General features: G+C 66.0%; 12 protein-coding genes. 1 reads left to right on the top strand and 11 read right to left on the bottom strand.

Annotation, left to right across the window (positions count from 1 at the left end):
- Nucleotides 1–52 precede the first annotated feature (52 nt).
- Both fghA and H165_RS0110125 read right to left on the bottom strand, forming a co-directional pair.
- Nucleotides 53–895: an S-formylglutathione hydrolase gene (fghA, locus tag H165_RS0110130; protein ID WP_017938822.1), complete on the bottom strand. Its 843-nt coding sequence runs from the start codon at nt 893–895 to the stop codon at nt 53–55.
- 65 nt (nt 896–960) lie between these two features.
- Nucleotides 961–2,073, bottom strand: a complete 1,113-nt coding sequence (locus tag H165_RS0110125) for an S-(hydroxymethyl)glutathione dehydrogenase/class III alcohol dehydrogenase (RefSeq protein WP_017938821.1) — start codon at nt 2,071–2,073, stop codon at nt 961–963.
- Between the two features lie 131 nt (nt 2,074–2,204).
- Between H165_RS0110125 and H165_RS0110120 the strand changes: the two genes are divergently transcribed.
- Nucleotides 2,205–3,095 carry a LysR family transcriptional regulator gene (locus tag H165_RS0110120; RefSeq protein ID WP_017938820.1) on the top strand — a complete coding sequence of 297 codons (891 nt, stop codon included), beginning with the start codon at nt 2,205–2,207 and terminating at the stop codon, nt 3,093–3,095.
- A gap of 9 nt (nt 3,096–3,104) precedes the next feature.
- On the opposite strand, the gene ispD is transcribed toward H165_RS0110120, so the two are convergent.
- The 9 genes from ispD to H165_RS0110075 form a co-directional block, all read right to left on the bottom strand.
- A complete protein-coding gene (ispD, locus tag H165_RS0110115; protein WP_017938819.1) occupies nt 3,105–3,815 on the bottom strand; it encodes a 2-C-methyl-D-erythritol 4-phosphate cytidylyltransferase in 711 nt (236 codons plus the stop codon).
- Nucleotides 3,812–4,093 carry a cell division protein FtsB gene (ftsB, locus tag H165_RS0110110; RefSeq protein WP_026146531.1) on the bottom strand — a complete coding sequence of 94 codons (282 nt, stop codon included), beginning with the start codon at nt 4,091–4,093 and terminating at the stop codon, nt 3,812–3,814. Before ftsB ends, ispD begins: the two co-directional genes overlap by 4 nt.
- Nucleotides 4,094–4,165: 72 nt before the next feature.
- Complete coding sequence (gene eno / locus H165_RS0110105) at nt 4,166–5,455, bottom strand: phosphopyruvate hydratase (protein WP_017938817.1); 1,290 nt, start codon at nt 5,453–5,455, stop codon at nt 4,166–4,168.
- Between the two features lie 125 nt (nt 5,456–5,580).
- Nucleotides 5,581–6,426 carry a 3-deoxy-8-phosphooctulonate synthase gene (gene kdsA, locus H165_RS0110100; RefSeq protein ID WP_017938816.1) on the bottom strand — a complete coding sequence of 282 codons (846 nt, stop codon included), beginning with the start codon at nt 6,424–6,426 and terminating at the stop codon, nt 5,581–5,583.
- Between the two features lie 3 nt (nt 6,427–6,429).
- Complete coding sequence (locus tag H165_RS0110095; protein WP_026146530.1) at nt 6,430–8,064, bottom strand: CTP synthase; 1,635 nt, start codon at nt 8,062–8,064, stop codon at nt 6,430–6,432.
- Nucleotides 8,065–8,224: 160 nt separating this feature from the next.
- A complete protein-coding gene (gene tilS / locus H165_RS0110090; RefSeq protein ID WP_017938814.1) occupies nt 8,225–9,538 on the bottom strand; it encodes a tRNA lysidine(34) synthetase TilS in 1,314 nt (437 codons plus the stop codon).
- A gap of 72 nt (nt 9,539–9,610) precedes the next feature.
- Nucleotides 9,611–10,561 (bottom strand): acetyl-CoA carboxylase carboxyl transferase subunit alpha, encoded by a 951-nt coding sequence (gene accA, locus H165_RS0110085; RefSeq protein ID WP_017938813.1) that lies wholly within the window; start codon nt 10,559–10,561, stop codon nt 9,611–9,613.
- Nucleotides 10,562–10,719: 158 nt separating this feature from the next.
- On the bottom strand, nt 10,720–14,244 hold the full coding sequence (dnaE, locus tag H165_RS0110080) for a DNA polymerase III subunit alpha (protein WP_017938812.1): 3,525 nt from the start codon (nt 14,242–14,244) through the stop codon (nt 10,720–10,722).
- A gap of 99 nt (nt 14,245–14,343) precedes the next feature.
- Nucleotides 14,344–15,756, bottom strand: a complete 1,413-nt coding sequence (locus tag H165_RS0110075; protein WP_017938811.1) for an alanine/glycine:cation symporter family protein — start codon at nt 15,754–15,756, stop codon at nt 14,344–14,346.
- Nucleotides 15,757–15,864 lie beyond the last annotated feature (108 nt).

The raw sequence follows: 15,864 nt of genomic DNA, 5'->3' as shown, positions 1-15,864 counted from the left end.
CGGGACAGGGCTCGACGGAAAGGAAACGGGCGCCCGAGGGCGCCCGCAAGTACTACCTGGCCAGAGCCGCGGCATGGTGCCGCAGGTGATCATCGATGAAGCTGGCGATGAAGTAGTAGCTGTGGTCGTAGCCCGGCTGGATGCGCAGGGTCAGCGGGTGTCCGGCGGCTTTGGCGGCGGCCTGCAGGGCTTCCGGCTTGAGCTGGTTGGCCAGGAAGTCGTCGCGGTCGCCCTGGTCGACCAGGATCGGCAGCTTCTCCTTGGCCTCGGCCAGCAACAGGCTGGCATCCCACTCGCGCCACAGGCTGCGGTCTTCGCCCAGGTAGCGGGAGAAGGCCTTCTCGCCCCAGGGACAGTTGCTCGGATTGCTGATCGGCGCGAAGGCCGACACCGAACGGTAGCGTCCCGGGTTCTTCAAGGCACAGATCAGCGCACCGTGGCCACCCATGGAGTGACCGCTGATGGCGCGCCGCTCGTCCACCGGGAAGTTGGCCTCGATCAGCGCCGGCAGCTCCTGCACCACGTAGTCGTACATGCGGTAGTGGCGCGCCCAGGGCTCGCGGGTGGCGTTCAGGTAGAAGCCAGCGCCCAGGCCGAAGTCCCAGGCGCCGTCCGGATCACCCGGCACATCCGGACCGCGCGGGCTGGTGTCGGGGGCTACGATGACCAAGCCCAGTTCGGCGGCCAGGCGCTGCGCTCCGGCCTTCTGCATGAAGTTCTCGTCCGTGCAGGTCAGGCCGCTCAGCCAGTAGAGTACCGGCAGGCGGACACCCGGCTGCTCGGCCTGGGGCGGTAGGTAGACGGCGAACACCATGTCGCAGCCGAGGCTGCTGGAGCGGTGCCGGTAGCGCTTGTGCCAGCCGCCGAAACTCTTGTTGCTGGAGACGATTTCCATAATGTCCTCCCGGCAGCGCAGGGCCCGGGCGAGACTCGCCCGGGACGCCACTGCCTTGGCAGCAATCAGTAGTGGATGACGGTGCGGATGCTCTTGCCTTCGTGCATCAGGTCGAAGGCCTCGTTGATCCGCTCCAGCGGCATGGTGTGGGTGATGAAGGTATCCAGGGGGATTTCGCCCTTCTGCGCCTTCTCCACGTAGCTGGGCAGTTGGCTGCGCCCCTTCACGCCACCGAAGGCGCTGCCGCGCCAGACGCGGCCGGTGACCAGCTGGAACGGACGGGTGCTGATCTCGGCACCGGCCGGCGCCACACCGATGATGGTCGACTCACCCCAGCCCTTGTGGCAGCACTCCAGGGCGGCGCGCATCAGCTGCACGTTGCCGACGCACTCGAAGCTGTAGTCCACGCCGCCGTCGGTCATCTCGACGATGACGTCCTGGATCGGCTTGTCGTAGTCCTTCGGGTTGACGAAGTCGGTGGCGCCCAGCTCTTCGGCGATGGCGAACTTCGAGGGGTTGATGTCGATGGCGATGATCCGCGAGGCCTTGGCCATCTTGGCGCCGATGATGGCCGCCAGGCCGATGCCGCCCAGGCCGAAGATGGCCACGGTTGAGCCTTCCTCCACCTTGGCGGTGTTGAGCACCGCGCCGATGCCGGTGGTCACCCCGCAGCCGAGCAGGCAGACCTTCTCCAGGGGGGCGTCCTTCGGAATCTTGGCCAAGGAGATCTCCGGCAGCACGGTGTACTCGGAGAAGGTCGAGCAGCCCATGTAGTGGTAGACCGGCTGACCGTTATAGGAGAAACGGGTGGTGCCGTCCGGCATCAGGCCCTTACCCTGGGTGGCACGCACGGCCTGGCAGAGGTTGGTCTTGCCGGATTTGCAGAACTTGCACTCGCCGCATTCGGCGGTGTACAGCGGAATCACGTGGTCGCCGACCTGCAGGGAGGTGACGCCCTCGCCCACCGCTTCGACGATACCGCCACCCTCGTGCCCGAGGATGCAGGGGAAGACCCCTTCGGAGTCCTGACCGGACAGGGTGTAGGCGTCGGTGTGGCAGACGCCGGTGGCGACGATGCGCACCAGCACTTCGCCGGCTTTCGGCGGCTCGACGTCGACTTCGACGATCTTCAGGGGTTCGTTGGGGGCAAAGGCCACGGCGGCGCGGGATTTGATCATTGGGCTTTCTCCTTACAAAGCTGCCGGGCAGTTTAGATGGTTGCCGTGAGTAAATAATCAAGCGAACAGCAAAACATTATTGCTATTCAGGGATAATCTAGCCTTCCCTTCCGTATCCCCAAGGAGTTCCCATGAATCGCTGGGAAGGTCTGGACGAGTTCGTCGCGGTGGCCGAGACCGGCCAGTTCAGTGCCGCCGCCGAACGCCTGGCGGTGTCCTCGTCCCACGTCAGCCGGCAGATCGCCCGCCTCGAGGAATGCCTGCAGACCCGCCTGTTCTACCGCACCACCCGCAAGGTGGTGCTCACCGAGGCCGGGCAGACCTTCCTGCAGCACTGCCAGCGGCTGATCGACGCCCGCGAGGAAGCCCTGCGGGCGATCAGCGACCTGGGTAGTGAACCCAAGGGCCTGCTGCGCATGACCTGCGCGGTGGCCTATGGCGAGCGCTTCATAGTGCCCCTGGTCAACCAGTTCATGGCCCGCTACCCGCTGCTGCGGGTGGAGATCGAGCTGACCAACCGGCCTCTGGATCTGATCCACGAGGGCCTGGACCTGGCGATCCGCCTCGGTCGCCTGCAGGATTCCCGACTGGTGGCCACCCGCCTGGCGCCGCGGGAGATGTACCTGTGCGCCTCGCCGGTCTACCTGGAGCGCTACGGCCGCCCCCACTCGCTGTCCGAACTGACCCACCACAACTGCCTGATCGGCAGCACCGACCACTGGGCCTTCCAGCAGGACGGTCGCGAGCTGTCGCTGCGCGTGCAGGGCAACTGGCGCTGCAACAGTGGCCAGGCGGTGCTGGATGCGGCGCTGCGCGGCTTCGGCCTGTGCCAGCTGCCGGACTACTACGTGCTGGAGCATCTGCGCAGCGGCGCCCTGGTTTCCCTGCTGGAGCAGCACCGGCCACCGAACACCGCGGTCTGGGCGCTCTATCCGCAGCAACGTCACCTGTCGCCGAAGGTCAGACAGCTGGTGGACGAGCTCAAGGCGGGGCTGGCGCAGCTACCGGAATACCGCGCCTAGGCGGCTGGCTCAGCGCCGCTCGGCCCAGCGCTGGCGTAGCCAGTCCAGGTCTTCCGGGCGGGTGATCTTCAGGTTGTCGGCACGGCCTTCCACCAGGCGCGGTGTCTGGCCGGCCCACTCCAGGGCGGAGGACTCGTCAGTGATCGGCACGCCAGCCACCAGTGCGTCGGCGAGCGCCCGGTAGAGAGCGGCGAAACGGAACATCTGCGGCGTGTAGGCCTGCCAGATGAGGCTGCGGTCCACCGTCTCGCGGACCCGCCCATCGGGGCCGGCACGCTTCAGGGTATCCCGCGCCGGCACAGCGAGCAGACCGCCGACCGGATCGTCGGCCAGCTCGGTGAGCAACAGCTCCAGATCGAAGGCCGACAGGTTGGGGCGCGCCGCGTCGTGTACCAGCACCCAGTCCTGGTCGCCGGCGCCCAGCTCGGCCAGGCGGGTCAGGGCGTTCAGCACCGAGTCGGCGCGCTCCTTGCCGCCCGGCGCACAGACGATGCGCGGGTCGCGGGAGCAGGGCAGGTTCGGCCACCAGGGGTCGTCGGCGACCAGGCTGACCACCAGGCCCTTGAGGCACGGATGGTCGAGGAAGCAGTCGAGGGTATGTTCGAGGATGGTCCGTCCTGCCAGTTCCAGATACTGCTTGGGCCGGTCGGCGCGCATCCGCGAGCCGATGCCGGCGGCAGGGATCACCGCCCAGAATGCGGGAAGTTCGACCTGGCTCATTCGGTAATCAGGTATAGGGTTTCGCCTTCCTTGACCATGCCCAGCTCGTGACGGGCCCGCTCCTCCACGGTCTCCATGCCCTTCTTCAGCTCCATCACTTCCGCCTCGAGGATACGATTGCGTTCGAGCAGGCGCTCGTTCTCGCCCTGCTGCTCGGCGATCTGCTGCTGCAGGCTGTTCACCTGGGCGAGGCTGCCGTCACCCACCCACAGCCGGTATTGCAGCCCGGCGAGGAGCAGGATGAGCACGACGAACAACCAATAGGGGCTTCGGCGCATGGCTGGCTGTGGTTCCGTCCTGGTCAGGCAAGAGAAAGGGCAGCTTGCGCTGCCCTTTTACCACTTCCCGGCTTAGCCGCGGAACTCCGCACGGCCGCGATAGGGGGCTTTTTCGCCGAGCTGCTCCTCGATGCGCAGCAGCTGGTTGTACTTGGACACCCGATCGGAACGGCACAGGGAGCCGGTCTTGATCTGGCCGGCGGCAGTGCCCACGGCCAGGTCGGCGATGGTGCTGTCCTCGGTCTCGCCGGAACGGTGCGAGATCACCGCGGTGTAGCCGGCGGCCTTGGCCATCTGGATGGCCTCCAGGGTCTCGCTCAGGGAACCGATCTGGTTGAACTTGATCAGGATCGAGTTGGCGATGCCCTTCTCGATGCCTTCCTTGAGGATCTTGGTGTTGGTCACGAACAGATCGTCGCCGACCAGCTGCACCTTGGCCCCGATCTTCTCGGTCAGGCCCTTCCAGCCGGCCCAGTCGGACTCGTCCATGCCGTCCTCGATGGAGATGATCGGGTAGCGCTGAGTCAGGCCAGCCAGGTAGTCGGCGAAACCGGCGGCGTCGAACATCTTGCCTTCGCCGGCCAGATCATACTTGCCGTCCTTGTAGAACTCGGAGGAGGCGCAGTCCAGGGCCAGGGTCACGTCAGTGCCCAGCTTGTAGCCGGCCTTTTCCACGGCTTCGGCGATGGCGCCCAGGGCGTCTTCGTTGGAAGACAGGTTGGGAGCGAAGCCGCCTTCGTCGCCCACCGCGGTGTTCAGGCCACGGGCCTTCAGCACGGCCTTGAGGTGATGGAAGATCTCGGCGCCCATGCGCAGCGCGTCGGCGAAGGTCTTGGCGCCGACCGGCTGGATCATGAACTCCTGGATGTCGACGTTGTTGTCGGCGTGTTCGCCGCCGTTGATGATGTTCATCATCGGCACCGGCATGGAGTAGACGCCGGGGGTACCGTTGAGGTCGGCGATGTGCGCGTAGAGCGGTACGCCCTTGGCCTTGGCGGCAGCCTTGGCGGCAGCCAGGGACACCGCGAGGATGGCGTTGGCACCCAGCTTGGATTTGTTCTCGGTGCCGTCCAGCTCGATCATCGCCTGGTCGAGGGCCTTCTGGTCGGTCGCGTCCTTGCCCAGCAGCAGATCACGGATCGGCCCGTTGACGTTGGCCACGGCCTTCAGCACACCCTTGCCCAGGTAGCGGCTCTTGTCGCCATCACGCAGTTCCAGCGCTTCGCGGGAACCGGTGGATGCACCGGACGGCGCGCAGGCGCTGCCGATGATGCCGTTTTCGAGGATCACGTCGGCTTCTACGGTGGGGTTGCCACGGGAGTCGAGAACCTCGCGGCCCTTGATGTCGACGATCTTAGCCATCGCGTATAGCACTCCAATATTGACGAGATAGGATGCCGGCCGGGGGTCACGGCCAACGGGCGGCGCGAGAACTGACTGACGAGTCAGACCGAGTTCGCCGCGCACTTTACCGGAGATTTGCCGAATCAGGCAGTCTCAATCGGCGGAAAACTCTTCACCAGGTCGTCCAGCTGCTTGAGCTGGGACAGGAAGGGCTCCAGCTTGTCCAGGCGCAGCGCACAGGGGCCGTCGCACTTGGCCTGGTCCGGATCCGGATGGGCCTCGAGGAACAACCCGGCCAGGCCCTGGCTCATCCCTGCCTTGGCCAGGTCGGTGACCTGGGCGCGCCGGCCGCCGGCGGAATCGGCACGCCCGCCGGGCATCTGCAGGGCGTGGGTGACGTCGAAGAACACCGGGTACTCGAACTGCTTCATGATGCCGAAGCCAAGCATGTCGACCACCAGGTTGTTGTAGCCGAAGGACGAGCCGCGCTCGCAGAGGATCAACTGGTCGTTGCCGGCCTCCTCGCACTTGCGGAGGATGTGCTTCATCTCCTGGGGCGCCAGGAACTGGGCCTTCTTGATGTTGATCACCGCGCCGGTCCGAGCCATGGCCACCACCAGGTCGGTCTGCCGGGAAAGGAACGCCGGCAGCTGGATGATCTCACACACCTCGGCCACCGGAGCGGCCTGCCAGGGCTCGTGGACGTCGGTGATCACCGGCACGCCGAAGGCCTGCTTCACCGCCTCGAAGATCTTCATGCCCTCCTCCAAGCCGGGGCCACGGAAGGAGGTGATAGAGGAGCGGTTGGCCTTGTCGAAGCTCGCCTTGAACACATAGGGGATGCCGAGCTTCTCGGTGACCCGTACGTATTCCTCACAGACCCGGAGGGCCAGGTCACGGGATTCCAGCACGTTCATGCCGCCGAACAGGACGAACGGCTTGTCGTTGGCGATCTCGATGTCGCGGACGCGGATGATCTTCTGCGCCATGCCTTAGGCCTTCTTCTCTGCTTTGTGCGCCAGGGCGGCGTTGACGAAGCCGGTGAACAACGGGTGGCCGTCACGCGGGGTGGAAGTGAACTCGGGGTGGAACTGGCAGGCGACGAACCAGGGATGTTCCGGGGCCTCCACCACTTCCACCAGGGCGCCGTCGCCGGAGCGGCCGGTTACCTTCAGGCCGGCGGTTTCCAGCTCCGGCAGCAGGTTGTTGTTCACCTCGTAGCGATGGCGATGACGCTCGACGATCAGCTCCTTGCCATAGCATTGGTGGACTTGGGAGCCGGCCTCCAGGCGGCATTCCTGCGCACCTAAGCGCATGGTGCCGCCGAGGTCCGAGGACTCCGAACGCACCTCGGTGGTGCCGGTAGCGTCGCGCCACTCGGTGATCAGGCCGATCACCGGATGCTCGGTCTCCTTGTCGAACTCGGTGGAGTTGGCATCGCTCCAGCCCAGCACGTGGCGGGCGAACTCGATGACCGCTACCTGCATGCCCAGACAGATGCCCAGGTAAGGAATCTTGTTCTCGCGGGCGTACTGCACGGTGCGGATCTTGCCTTCCACGCCGCGCAAGCCGAAGCCGCCGGGTACCAGAATGGCGTCCACGCCATCCAGCAGGCCGGTGCCCTGGTTCTCGATGTCCTCGGAGTCGATGTAACGCAGGTTGACCTTGGTGCGGGTCTGGATGCCGGCATGGCTCATCGCCTCGATCAGCGACTTGTAGGCGTCCAGCAGCTCCATGTACTTGCCGACCATGGCGATGGTGACTTCCTTCTCCGGGTGCAACTTGGCATCCACCACGCGCTCCCACTCGGAGAGGTCGGCCGGGCCGCATTCCAGGCCGAAGCGCTCGACGACGATGTCGTCCAGACCCTGGGCATGCAGCACGGAGGGAATCTTGTAGATGGTGTCGACGTCTTCCAAGGCGATCACCGCGCGCTCTTCGACGTTGGTGAACAGCGCGATCTTGCGCCGCGAGGCGGTGTCGATCGGGTGGTCGGAACGGCAGATCAGCACGTCCGGCTGCAGGCCGATGGAGCGCAGCTCCTTCACCGAGTGCTGGGTCGGCTTGGTCTTGGTCTCGCCGGCGGTGGCGATGTAGGGCACCAGGGTCAGGTGCATGAGCATGGCGCGCTTGGCGCCGACCTCCACGCGCAGCTGGCGGATCGCCTCGAGGAACGGCTGCGACTCGATGTCGCCCACGGTGCCGCCGATCTCCACCAGAGCCACGTCGTAGCCGGCGGCGCCCTTGATGACGCGGCGCTTGATCTCGTCGGTGATGTGCGGGATCACCTGGATGGTGGCGCCCAGGTAGTCACCCCGGCGCTCCTTGCGCAACACGTCGGCGTAGACGCGGCCGGTGGTGAAGTTGTTGTCCTGGGTCATGGTGGTGCGGATGAAGCGCTCGTAGTGCCCCAGGTCGAGGTCGGTCTCGGCGCCATCGTGGGTGACGAACACCTCACCATGCTGGAACGGGCTCATGGTGCCCGGGTCCACGTTGATGTAGGGGTCAAGCTTGAGCATCGTGACCTTCAGGCCCCGCGCCTCCAGGATGGCTGCCAATGAAGCCGAGGCGATGCCTTTCCCCAATGAAGAAACAACACCGCCCGTGACGAAGATGTAGCGCGTCATGAAAAACCCTAGAAGTCAGCGTTTAGGCGGTTGGCGCCGCCGGAGATGCGAAGGAAGGCCGCAGCCTGCCCACTACCTGTGAAAATGCAAAGCACCGCCGGTTCCGAGGGAGTCGGCGGGTCTCTGTTAGACGGGAGCGTAGTCTACGTCAAAGGCGCTTTCAGCTCAAACCTTGGTCACTCGTCGGAGCCTGCCAATGCAGCCGCAGAACCTCCCCGCCCGGCGGCGCCGGCAGCGGCAGATTGGCCACTGCGAGCAGCGAATCCGCCTGGTAGAGCAGCGGCAATCGGCCGCGCAGGAAGGCCGGCAGACCGGCCTCGTTGAGCAGGCGCTTGAGATCCCGATGGCCGCGCCCGGGAATCTGCAACACTTCCCCGCCCTGCCGGTAGCGGATCTCCAGGCCACCGGACGGCGCCCGCCCCTGCAGCCAGACCTCGCCATTGCCGGGCAGCACCAGGGGTTGCCCGGGCTCGGCCCAGGGAACCGGCGCGACCGGCTGCACCAGCCAGTCGCCACTCAGCCACCAGAGCCGCCCGACAGCACGGTGCAGCTCACCGCCTTCCAGGCGCCAGACCGGGCAGGCATCGGCAGCGGCATCGCGCAGTGCCTGCCAGCCGGCCCAGTGAGCGCTGTCCGGCATCCGCGTGTACGCGGCCAGCCAGCGGCGCAGGGCATTGCGCTGGCGGGCCGGCGACAGGCGCGCCAGGGGCTCCAGCGTCAGAGACGGCAGCGCCAGCCAGGGCCAGGGCGAGGCGCTGCGCGCGGCCTCGAGGTCCTGCTCGGCCAGCTCGTCGAGCAGCTCCTGAGCCTCGCGCAAATGGCCGGCAGCCCGCGCCAGGCTGGCCGCGGCGTCAGGCCAGCGGGCGTGCAGCGCCGGGAAGATACAGTGGCGCAGGTAATTGCGGTCGAGGCGGGTATCGGCGTTGGAGGGGTCCTCCACCCAGTCCAGGCCATGAGCGTGAGCATAGGCCTCCAGCTCGGCCCGTGAGCAGTCCAGCAGAGGGCGCAGCAGGGTACCTCGCCCCAGCGGGCGGCTCGCTGGAATGCCGGCGAGGCCACGCACGCCCGCGCCGCGCAGCAGACGGAACAGCAGGGTCTCGGCCTGATCGTCGCGGTGCTGGGCGAGCAGCAGCAGCTCGCCCTCTTCCAGGCAGCCGGCCAGCGCCGCGTAACGCGCCTCGCGAGCAGCCCGCTCCAGGCTGGCACCGGCATCGACCCGCACCTCAAGCACCTGCAGGGGCACGCCGAGCTCGTCGCAGAGCCGACGGCAATGCTCCGGCCAGGCGGCGGCCACGGCCTGCAGGCCGTGCTGGACATGAATGGCGGAAAGCGGCGGCAGGGCCTCGGTACGCGCCAGGCTGGCGAGCAGGTGGAGCAGGACGGTGGAATCCACTCCCCCGGAGAGGGCGACGCGCCAGGCCGAGGCAGAGCGCCAGGGGGAAAGGACGGAAAGCAGGCGGGCCGGCAGGGACATGACGGGGTTATTGGCCGCAGGCTGCGCGCGGGGAAGGCCCCACTACACAGCCCGCGGCCGGGTGCCGGTGAATCACGGCGCGCCGTAGCTCATCAGGCGCTCGTAGCGACGGGCCAGCAGCTTCTCGGTATCCAGCTTGCGCAGCCGGGTCAGTTGCTCAAGCAGCGCCTCGCGGATGGTGTTGGCGGCGGCAGCCGGGTCGGCGTGGGCGCCGCCCAAGGGTTCCGGGATGACCTGATCGACGATGCCCAGTTCCTTCAGACGCTCGGCGGTGATGCCCATGGCCTCGGCGGCTTCCGGGGCCTTCTCGGCGGTGCGCCAAAGGATGGAGGCGCAGCCTTCCGGGGAGATCACCGCGTAGGTGGAGTACTGCAGCATGTTCAGCTGGTCGCAGACGCCGATGGCCAGGGCACCGCCGGAGCCGCCCTCCCCGATCACGGTGGAGATGATCGGGGTCTTCAGGCGGGCCATGACCCGCAGGTTCCAGGCGATCGCCTCGCTCTGCCCGCGCTCCTCGGCGTCGATACCCGGGTAGGCGCCGGGGGTGTCGATGAAGGTGAGGATCGGCAGCTTGAAGCGCTCAGCCATCTCCATCAGGCGGCAGGCCTTGCGATAGCCTTCGGGACGCGGCATGCCGAAGTTGCGACGGACCTTCTCGCGCACCTCGCGGCCCTTCTGGTGGCCGATGACCATCACCGGCTGGCCATCCAGGCGGGCTACCCCGCCGACGATGGCGGCGTCGTCGGCGAAGTGGCGGTCGCCGTGTAGCTCCTCGAACTCGGTGAAGATGTGCTGCACGTAGTCCAGGGTGTAGGGGCGGCGCGGATGGCGGGCCAGCTTGGCGATCTGCCAGCTGCTCAGATTGCCGAAGATGCTCTCAGTGAGCGCCCGGCTCTTTTCCTGCAAACGGGCAATCTCGTCGCTGATGTTGATGGCATTGTCGTTACCGACCAGACGCAGCTCTTCGATCTTGGCTTGCAGGTCGGCGATCGGCTGTTCGAAATCGAGAAAGTTCGGGTTCATAGGCATCCGTCTTGCGTCGGCGGCCGGGGCGGCCGGGCGGCTGATTCCGTTTTGCGCCCTACCTTAAGGGACGGGCGCATCCAGGTCGAGACTCAATCGGGCAGCCAGCGAGGTTCGCCACCGGCTGCCGGAAAATCGGAGCTGATACGCAGGCGTTATCAGCGGTAGTGGAGAAAGACGTTGTCACGCCCGAACTGGTCACGCAGTGCCTGGATCAAAGTGTCCGCCGGGTCGATCCGCCACTGGTCGCCGAACTGCAGCACGGCGCGCGCCTCGCTGCCGGTGTAGTCGAGGGTCAGCGGGCAGGCGCCGCGATGTCGGCTGCACAGCTCGCCGAGCCAGCGCAGGCGCTCGCCCTTCAGATCCTCGGCGGTGACCTTCAGGCGCAGGCTGTCGGCCAGGGCGGTGCGCGCCTCCTCTAGGCTCATCACTCGCTTGGCGCGCAGGCGCAGGCCGCCGGAGAAGTCGTCATTGCTCACCTCGCCCTCGACCACCACCAGAGCGTCGTTCTGCAGCAGCGCCTGGTTGCTGGCGAAAGCCTCGGCGAACAGCGAGGCCTCGATGCGCCCGGAACGGTCGTCGAGGGTGATGAAGCCCATCTTGTCGCCCTTCTTGTTCTTCATCACCCGCAGGTTGACGATCATCCCGGCGATGGTCTGGTTGTCCCGCGAGGGCTTGAGCTCGACGATGCGCTGACGGGCGAAGCGACGGATCTCGCCTTCGTACTCGTCGATCGGGTGACCGGTGAGGTACAGGCCTAGGGTGTCCTTCTCGCCCTTCAGGCGCTCCTTGATGGACAGCTCGCGGACCTTGCGGTAGTTGGCATAGACGTCCGCCTCGGGCTCGGCGAACAGCCCGCCGAACAGGTCCATGTGCCCGCTTTCTTCGCTGCGCGCGGTTTGCTCGGCGGCCTGCACAGCCTCCTCCATGGCCGCCAGGAGCACCGCGCGGTTACGGTCGACGCTGGCCTGGTAGGCCTTCAGCTCGTCGTGGTAGTAGGGCCCCAGGCGATCCAGGGCGCCGGAGCGGATCAGCGCCTCCAGGGTGCGCTTGTTGATGCGCTTGAGGTCGACCCGGGCGCAGAAGTCGAACAGGTCCTTGAAGGGCCCGCCGGCGGCGCGGCATTCGACGATGGCCTCCACCGGGCCCTCGCCTACCCCCTTGATGGCGCCCAGACCGTAGACGATGCGCCCGTCGTCGTCGACGGTGAAGCGGAACCCGGAGTTGTTCACGTCCGGCGCCACGATGCGCAGCTTCATGTGCCGGCATTCTTCGATCAGGGTCACCACCTTGTCGGTGTTGTGCATGTCCGCGGTGAGCACCGCGGCCATGAAGGGCGCCGGATAGTGGGCCTTGAGCCAGGCGGTCTGGTAGGAAACGAAGCCATAGGCGGCGGAGTGCGACTTGTTGAAGCCGTAGCCGGCGAACTTCTCCACCAGGTCAAAAATGTTACCCGCCAGTTCGGCATCGATACCGTTCTTCACGCAGCCTTCGATGAATCCGCCGCGCTGCTTGGCCATTTCCTCGGGCTTCTTCTTACCCATGGCGCGGCGCAGCATGTCGGCGCCACCCAGGGTATAGCCGGCCATCACCTGAGCGATCTGCATCACCTGTTCCTGGTAGAGGATGATGCCGTAGGTGGGTGCCAGCACGGGCTTCAAACCCTCGTACTGGTAGTCGGGGTGCGGGTAGGAGATTTCCGCTCGGCCGTGCTTGCGGTTGATGAAGTCGTCCACCATGCCCGACTGCAGCGGACCGGGGCGGAACAGGGCCACCAGCGCGATGAGGTCCTCTAGGCAGTCCGGCTTGAGCTTCTTGATCAGCTCCTTCATGCCGCGCGATTCCAGCTGGAAAACCGCAGTGGTCTCGGCCTTCTGCAGCAGTTCGTAGGTCTTCTTGTCGTCCAGCGGGATGTGGTTGATGTCGACCAGGTTCTCCTCGCCGCGGCGGCGCTGGTCGCGATGGATCATCTCCATCGCCCACTTGATGATGGTCAGGGTGCGCAGGCCGAGGAAGTCGAACTTGACCAAGCCGGCCTGCTCGACGTCGTCCTTGTCGTACTGGGTCACCAGGCCGCCGCCCTCCTCGTCGCAGGCAATGGGCGCGAAGTCGGTGAGCTTGGTCGGGGCGATCACCACGCCGCCGGCGTGCTTGCCGGTGCCGCGGGTGATGCCCTCCAGCTTGAGGGACATCTCCCAGATTTCCTGGGCTTCCTCGTCGCTCTTGAGGAACTCGCGCAGCGATTCCTCCATCTCGTAGGCCTTCTCCAGGGTCATGCCCACTTCGAAGGGGATCATCTTCGACAGCTTGTCGGCCAGCCCGTAGGACTTGCCCTGTACCCGCGCCACGTCGCGAACCACCGCCTTGGCGGCCATGGAGCCGAAGGTGATGATCTGGCTCACTGCGTCACGGCCGTACTTGTCGGCCACGTAGTCGATCACCCGGTCGCGGCCGTCCATGCAGAAGTCGACGTCGAAGTCGGGCATGGAAATGCGCTCGGGGTTGAGGAAGCGTTCGAACAGCAGGTCGTAGGCCAGCGGGTCGAGGTCGGTGATCTTCAGCGCATAGGCCACCAGGGAGCCAGCCCCCGAGCCACGCCCCGGGCCCACCGGCACGCCGTTGTTCTTCGCCCACTGGATGAAGTCGGCCACGATCAGGAAGTAGCCGGGGAAGCCCATCTGGATGATGGTGCCCAGCTCGAACTCCAGGCGGTCGATGTAGACCTGTCGCTTGGCCTCATAGTCCGGGGTGTCCTTGGGCAGGATCACCTTGAGGCGCTCCTCAAGGCCCTCGTACGAGGCATACCGCAGGTAGTCGTCGATGCCCATGCCGTTGGGGGTCGGGAAGTCCGGCAGGAAGTACTTGCCGAGGCGCACCTCGATGTTGCAGCGCTTGGCGATCTCCACGGTGTTTTCCAGCGCCTCCGGCAGGTCGCTGAACAGCTCCCACATCTCCTCGGGAGTCTTCAGGTACTGCTGGTCGGAATAGTTGCGCGGCCGGCGCGGATCATCGAGGGTGCGGCCCTCGCCGATGCACACGCGGGTCTCGTGGGCCTCGAAGTCGTCCTGCTTGATGAAGCGCACGTCGTTGGTGGCCACCAGAGGCGCGCCGCAGCGCTCGGCCAGGGGCACTGCCGCGTGCAGGTACTCCTCGTCGCCGGGGCGGTTGGTGCGCTGCACCTCCAGATAGAAGCGGTCGGGGAAGACGGCCATCCATTCGCGCAACAAGGCCTCGGCAGTGGCCTCGTCACCGGCCAGCAGGGCGCGACCGATCTCCCCTTCGCGGGCACCGGACAGAGCGATCAGCCCTTCGGCAGACTCCTTCACCCACTCGCGCTCGATGACCACCAAGCCGTTGCGCTGGCCTTCGGTCCAGCCGCGGGAGACCAGCTCGGTGAGCTTGCGGTAGCCGGTGGCGTTCATCACCAGCAGGGTCATGCGCGACAGCGGCGCGTCCTCGCCGACGCCAGCCAGCCAGATGTCCGCACCGCAGATCGGCTTGATGCCGCCGGCCATGGCCGCCTTGTAGAACTTCACCAGCGAGCACATGTTGCTCTGGTCGGTGACCGCCACTGCCGGCATCCCGGCCCCGGCCACTGCCTTGATCAGCGGCTTGATGCGCACCAGGCCATCGACCAGGGAGTATTCGGTGTGCAGACGCAGGTGGACGAAGGATACGCTCATGGACGGGCCTTGCTGCTGAATCGACAAAGCGTCGATTGTAGCAACAAGCGGGCGGCGCGAGGCCGGCGAAAAGCCCCGTCGCCGGCCCGGTTTCAGCACTCAGCGCGGAGCGTCCCAGATGCCAGGCTCCAGCCGGGCCTGGATTTCCGGGTACTGGCTGGGGTCGAAGGTGGGCAGCTTGCCGGCCCTGCGCTGCTGGTTGTAGTCGCGGGCCAGCTTGATGGCCAGGTTGGAGAGCAGCAGGATGGCGATCAGGTTGGTGATCGCCATCAGCCCCATGAACAGGTCGGCGAGGTTCCAGACGAACGGCAGCGAAGCCAGGGCGCCGAACATCACCATGCCCAGCACCAGCAGGCGGAACACCAGCAGGCCGCTGGCCTTGTTGTGTTCGAGGAACACCAGGCAGTTCTCCGCGTAGAAATAGTTGGCGACTATGGACGTGAAGGCGAAGAACAGGATGATCACCGCCAGGAAGTACTTGCCCCAGTCGCCGACCTGATTGGTCAGGGCGTTCTGCACCAGCATGATGCCCTCGCCCGGCTGCGGCCCGGCGAGCAGGATGATCGCCGCCGAAGCGGAGCAGATCAGCAGGGTGTCGATGAACACCCCGGCCATCTGCACATAGCCCTGGGAGGCCGGGTGCGGCGGATAGGGAGTGGCCGAAGCCGCGGCGTTGGGCGCCGAGCCCATGCCCGCCTCGTTGGAGAACAGACCGCGCTTGAAGCCGTTCATGATCGCCGCGCCCATGCCGCCGGCCGCCGCCTCCTGGAAGCCGAAGGCGCTCTTGACGATCTGCACCAATATGCCGGGGATCTCGCCGATGTTCACCACGATCAGCCCTATTGCCATCAGCAGGTAGGCCACCGCCATGAAGGGCACAGCCAGTTCGGCGAAGCGCGCGATGGAGCGCAGGCCGCCGAAGATGATCAGTGCGGTGAGGATCATCACCGCGCTGCCGGAAAGCCACAGGGGAATGCCGAAAGCGCCCTGCAAGGCACCGCTGATAGTGTTGGCCTGCACCGAGTTGAACACGAAGCCGAAGGCGAGAATCAGGAACAGGCAGAACAGCACGCCCATCCAGCGCGCTCCCAGCCCCTTCTCCATGTAGTAGGCCGGTCCGCCGCGATACTGGCCGTTCTTGTCGCGCACCTTGAACAGCTGTGCCAGGGTGGCCTCGACGAAACCGGTGGCCATGCCCACCAGGGCAATCACCCACATCCAGAAGATCGCCCCGGGGCCACCCAGGGTGATGGCCACCGCCACCCCGGCGACGTTGCCGGTACCGACCCGGGCAGCCAACGAGGTACACAGCGCCTGGAACGAGGAGATGCCCGCTTCGTCGCTCTGTCGGCTGCCCTTGAGGACACTGAAGGTATGCCCGAAATGACGCAGCTGGATCAGTCCTAGACGCAGGGTGAAGTAGATGCCTGCCCCAACCAACAGCCAGATAAGGATCTTGCCCCAGATCAGACCGTTGAGGAGGTTGACTAGGTTATCGGCGATTTCTTGCATGGGAGACTCCCTGTCAGGACGAAATGAAAACCACAGGAGAGACCTAGGGTCCGCTCGAGTATAGGTGCGTGCCTACATACGCCAGGCACGGGGCCGGACCAGTCCGGC

The sequence above is a fragment of the Pseudomonas thermotolerans DSM 14292 genome (assembly GCF_000364625.1).
Lineage (GTDB): Bacteria > Pseudomonadota > Gammaproteobacteria > Pseudomonadales > Pseudomonadaceae > Aquipseudomonas > Aquipseudomonas thermotolerans.
This window is presented reverse-complemented; position numbering and strand designations above follow the sequence as displayed.

Coding starts and splice junctions, on each gene's coding strand:
- ftsB (WP_026146531.1), bottom strand. CDS start 4,093: ATGCGCCGAAGCCCCTATTGGTTGTTCGTCGTGCTCATCCTGCTCCTC.
- accA (WP_017938813.1), bottom strand. CDS start 10,561: ATGAACCCGAACTTTCTCGATTTCGAACAGCCGATCGCCGACCTGCAA.
- H165_RS0110095 (WP_026146530.1), bottom strand. CDS start 8,064: ATGACGCGCTACATCTTCGTCACGGGCGGTGTTGTTTCTTCATTGGGG.
- H165_RS0110120 (WP_017938820.1), top strand. CDS start 2,205: ATGAATCGCTGGGAAGGTCTGGACGAGTTCGTCGCGGTGGCCGAGACC.
- ispD (WP_017938819.1), bottom strand. CDS start 3,815: ATGAGCCAGGTCGAACTTCCCGCATTCTGGGCGGTGATCCCTGCCGCC.
- fghA (WP_017938822.1), bottom strand. CDS start 895: ATGGAAATCGTCTCCAGCAACAAGAGTTTCGGCGGCTGGCACAAGCGC.
- eno (WP_017938817.1), bottom strand. CDS start 5,455: ATGGCTAAGATCGTCGACATCAAGGGCCGCGAGGTTCTCGACTCCCGT.
- H165_RS0110125 (WP_017938821.1), bottom strand. CDS start 2,073: ATGATCAAATCCCGCGCCGCCGTGGCCTTTGCCCCCAACGAACCCCTG.
- kdsA (WP_017938816.1), bottom strand. CDS start 6,426: ATGGCGCAGAAGATCATCCGCGTCCGCGACATCGAGATCGCCAACGAC.
- dnaE (WP_017938812.1), bottom strand. CDS start 14,244: ATGAGCGTATCCTTCGTCCACCTGCGTCTGCACACCGAATACTCCCTG.
- H165_RS0110075 (WP_017938811.1), bottom strand. CDS start 15,756: ATGCAAGAAATCGCCGATAACCTAGTCAACCTCCTCAACGGTCTGATC.
- tilS (WP_017938814.1), bottom strand. CDS start 9,538: ATGTCCCTGCCGGCCCGCCTGCTTTCCGTCCTTTCCCCCTGGCGCTCT.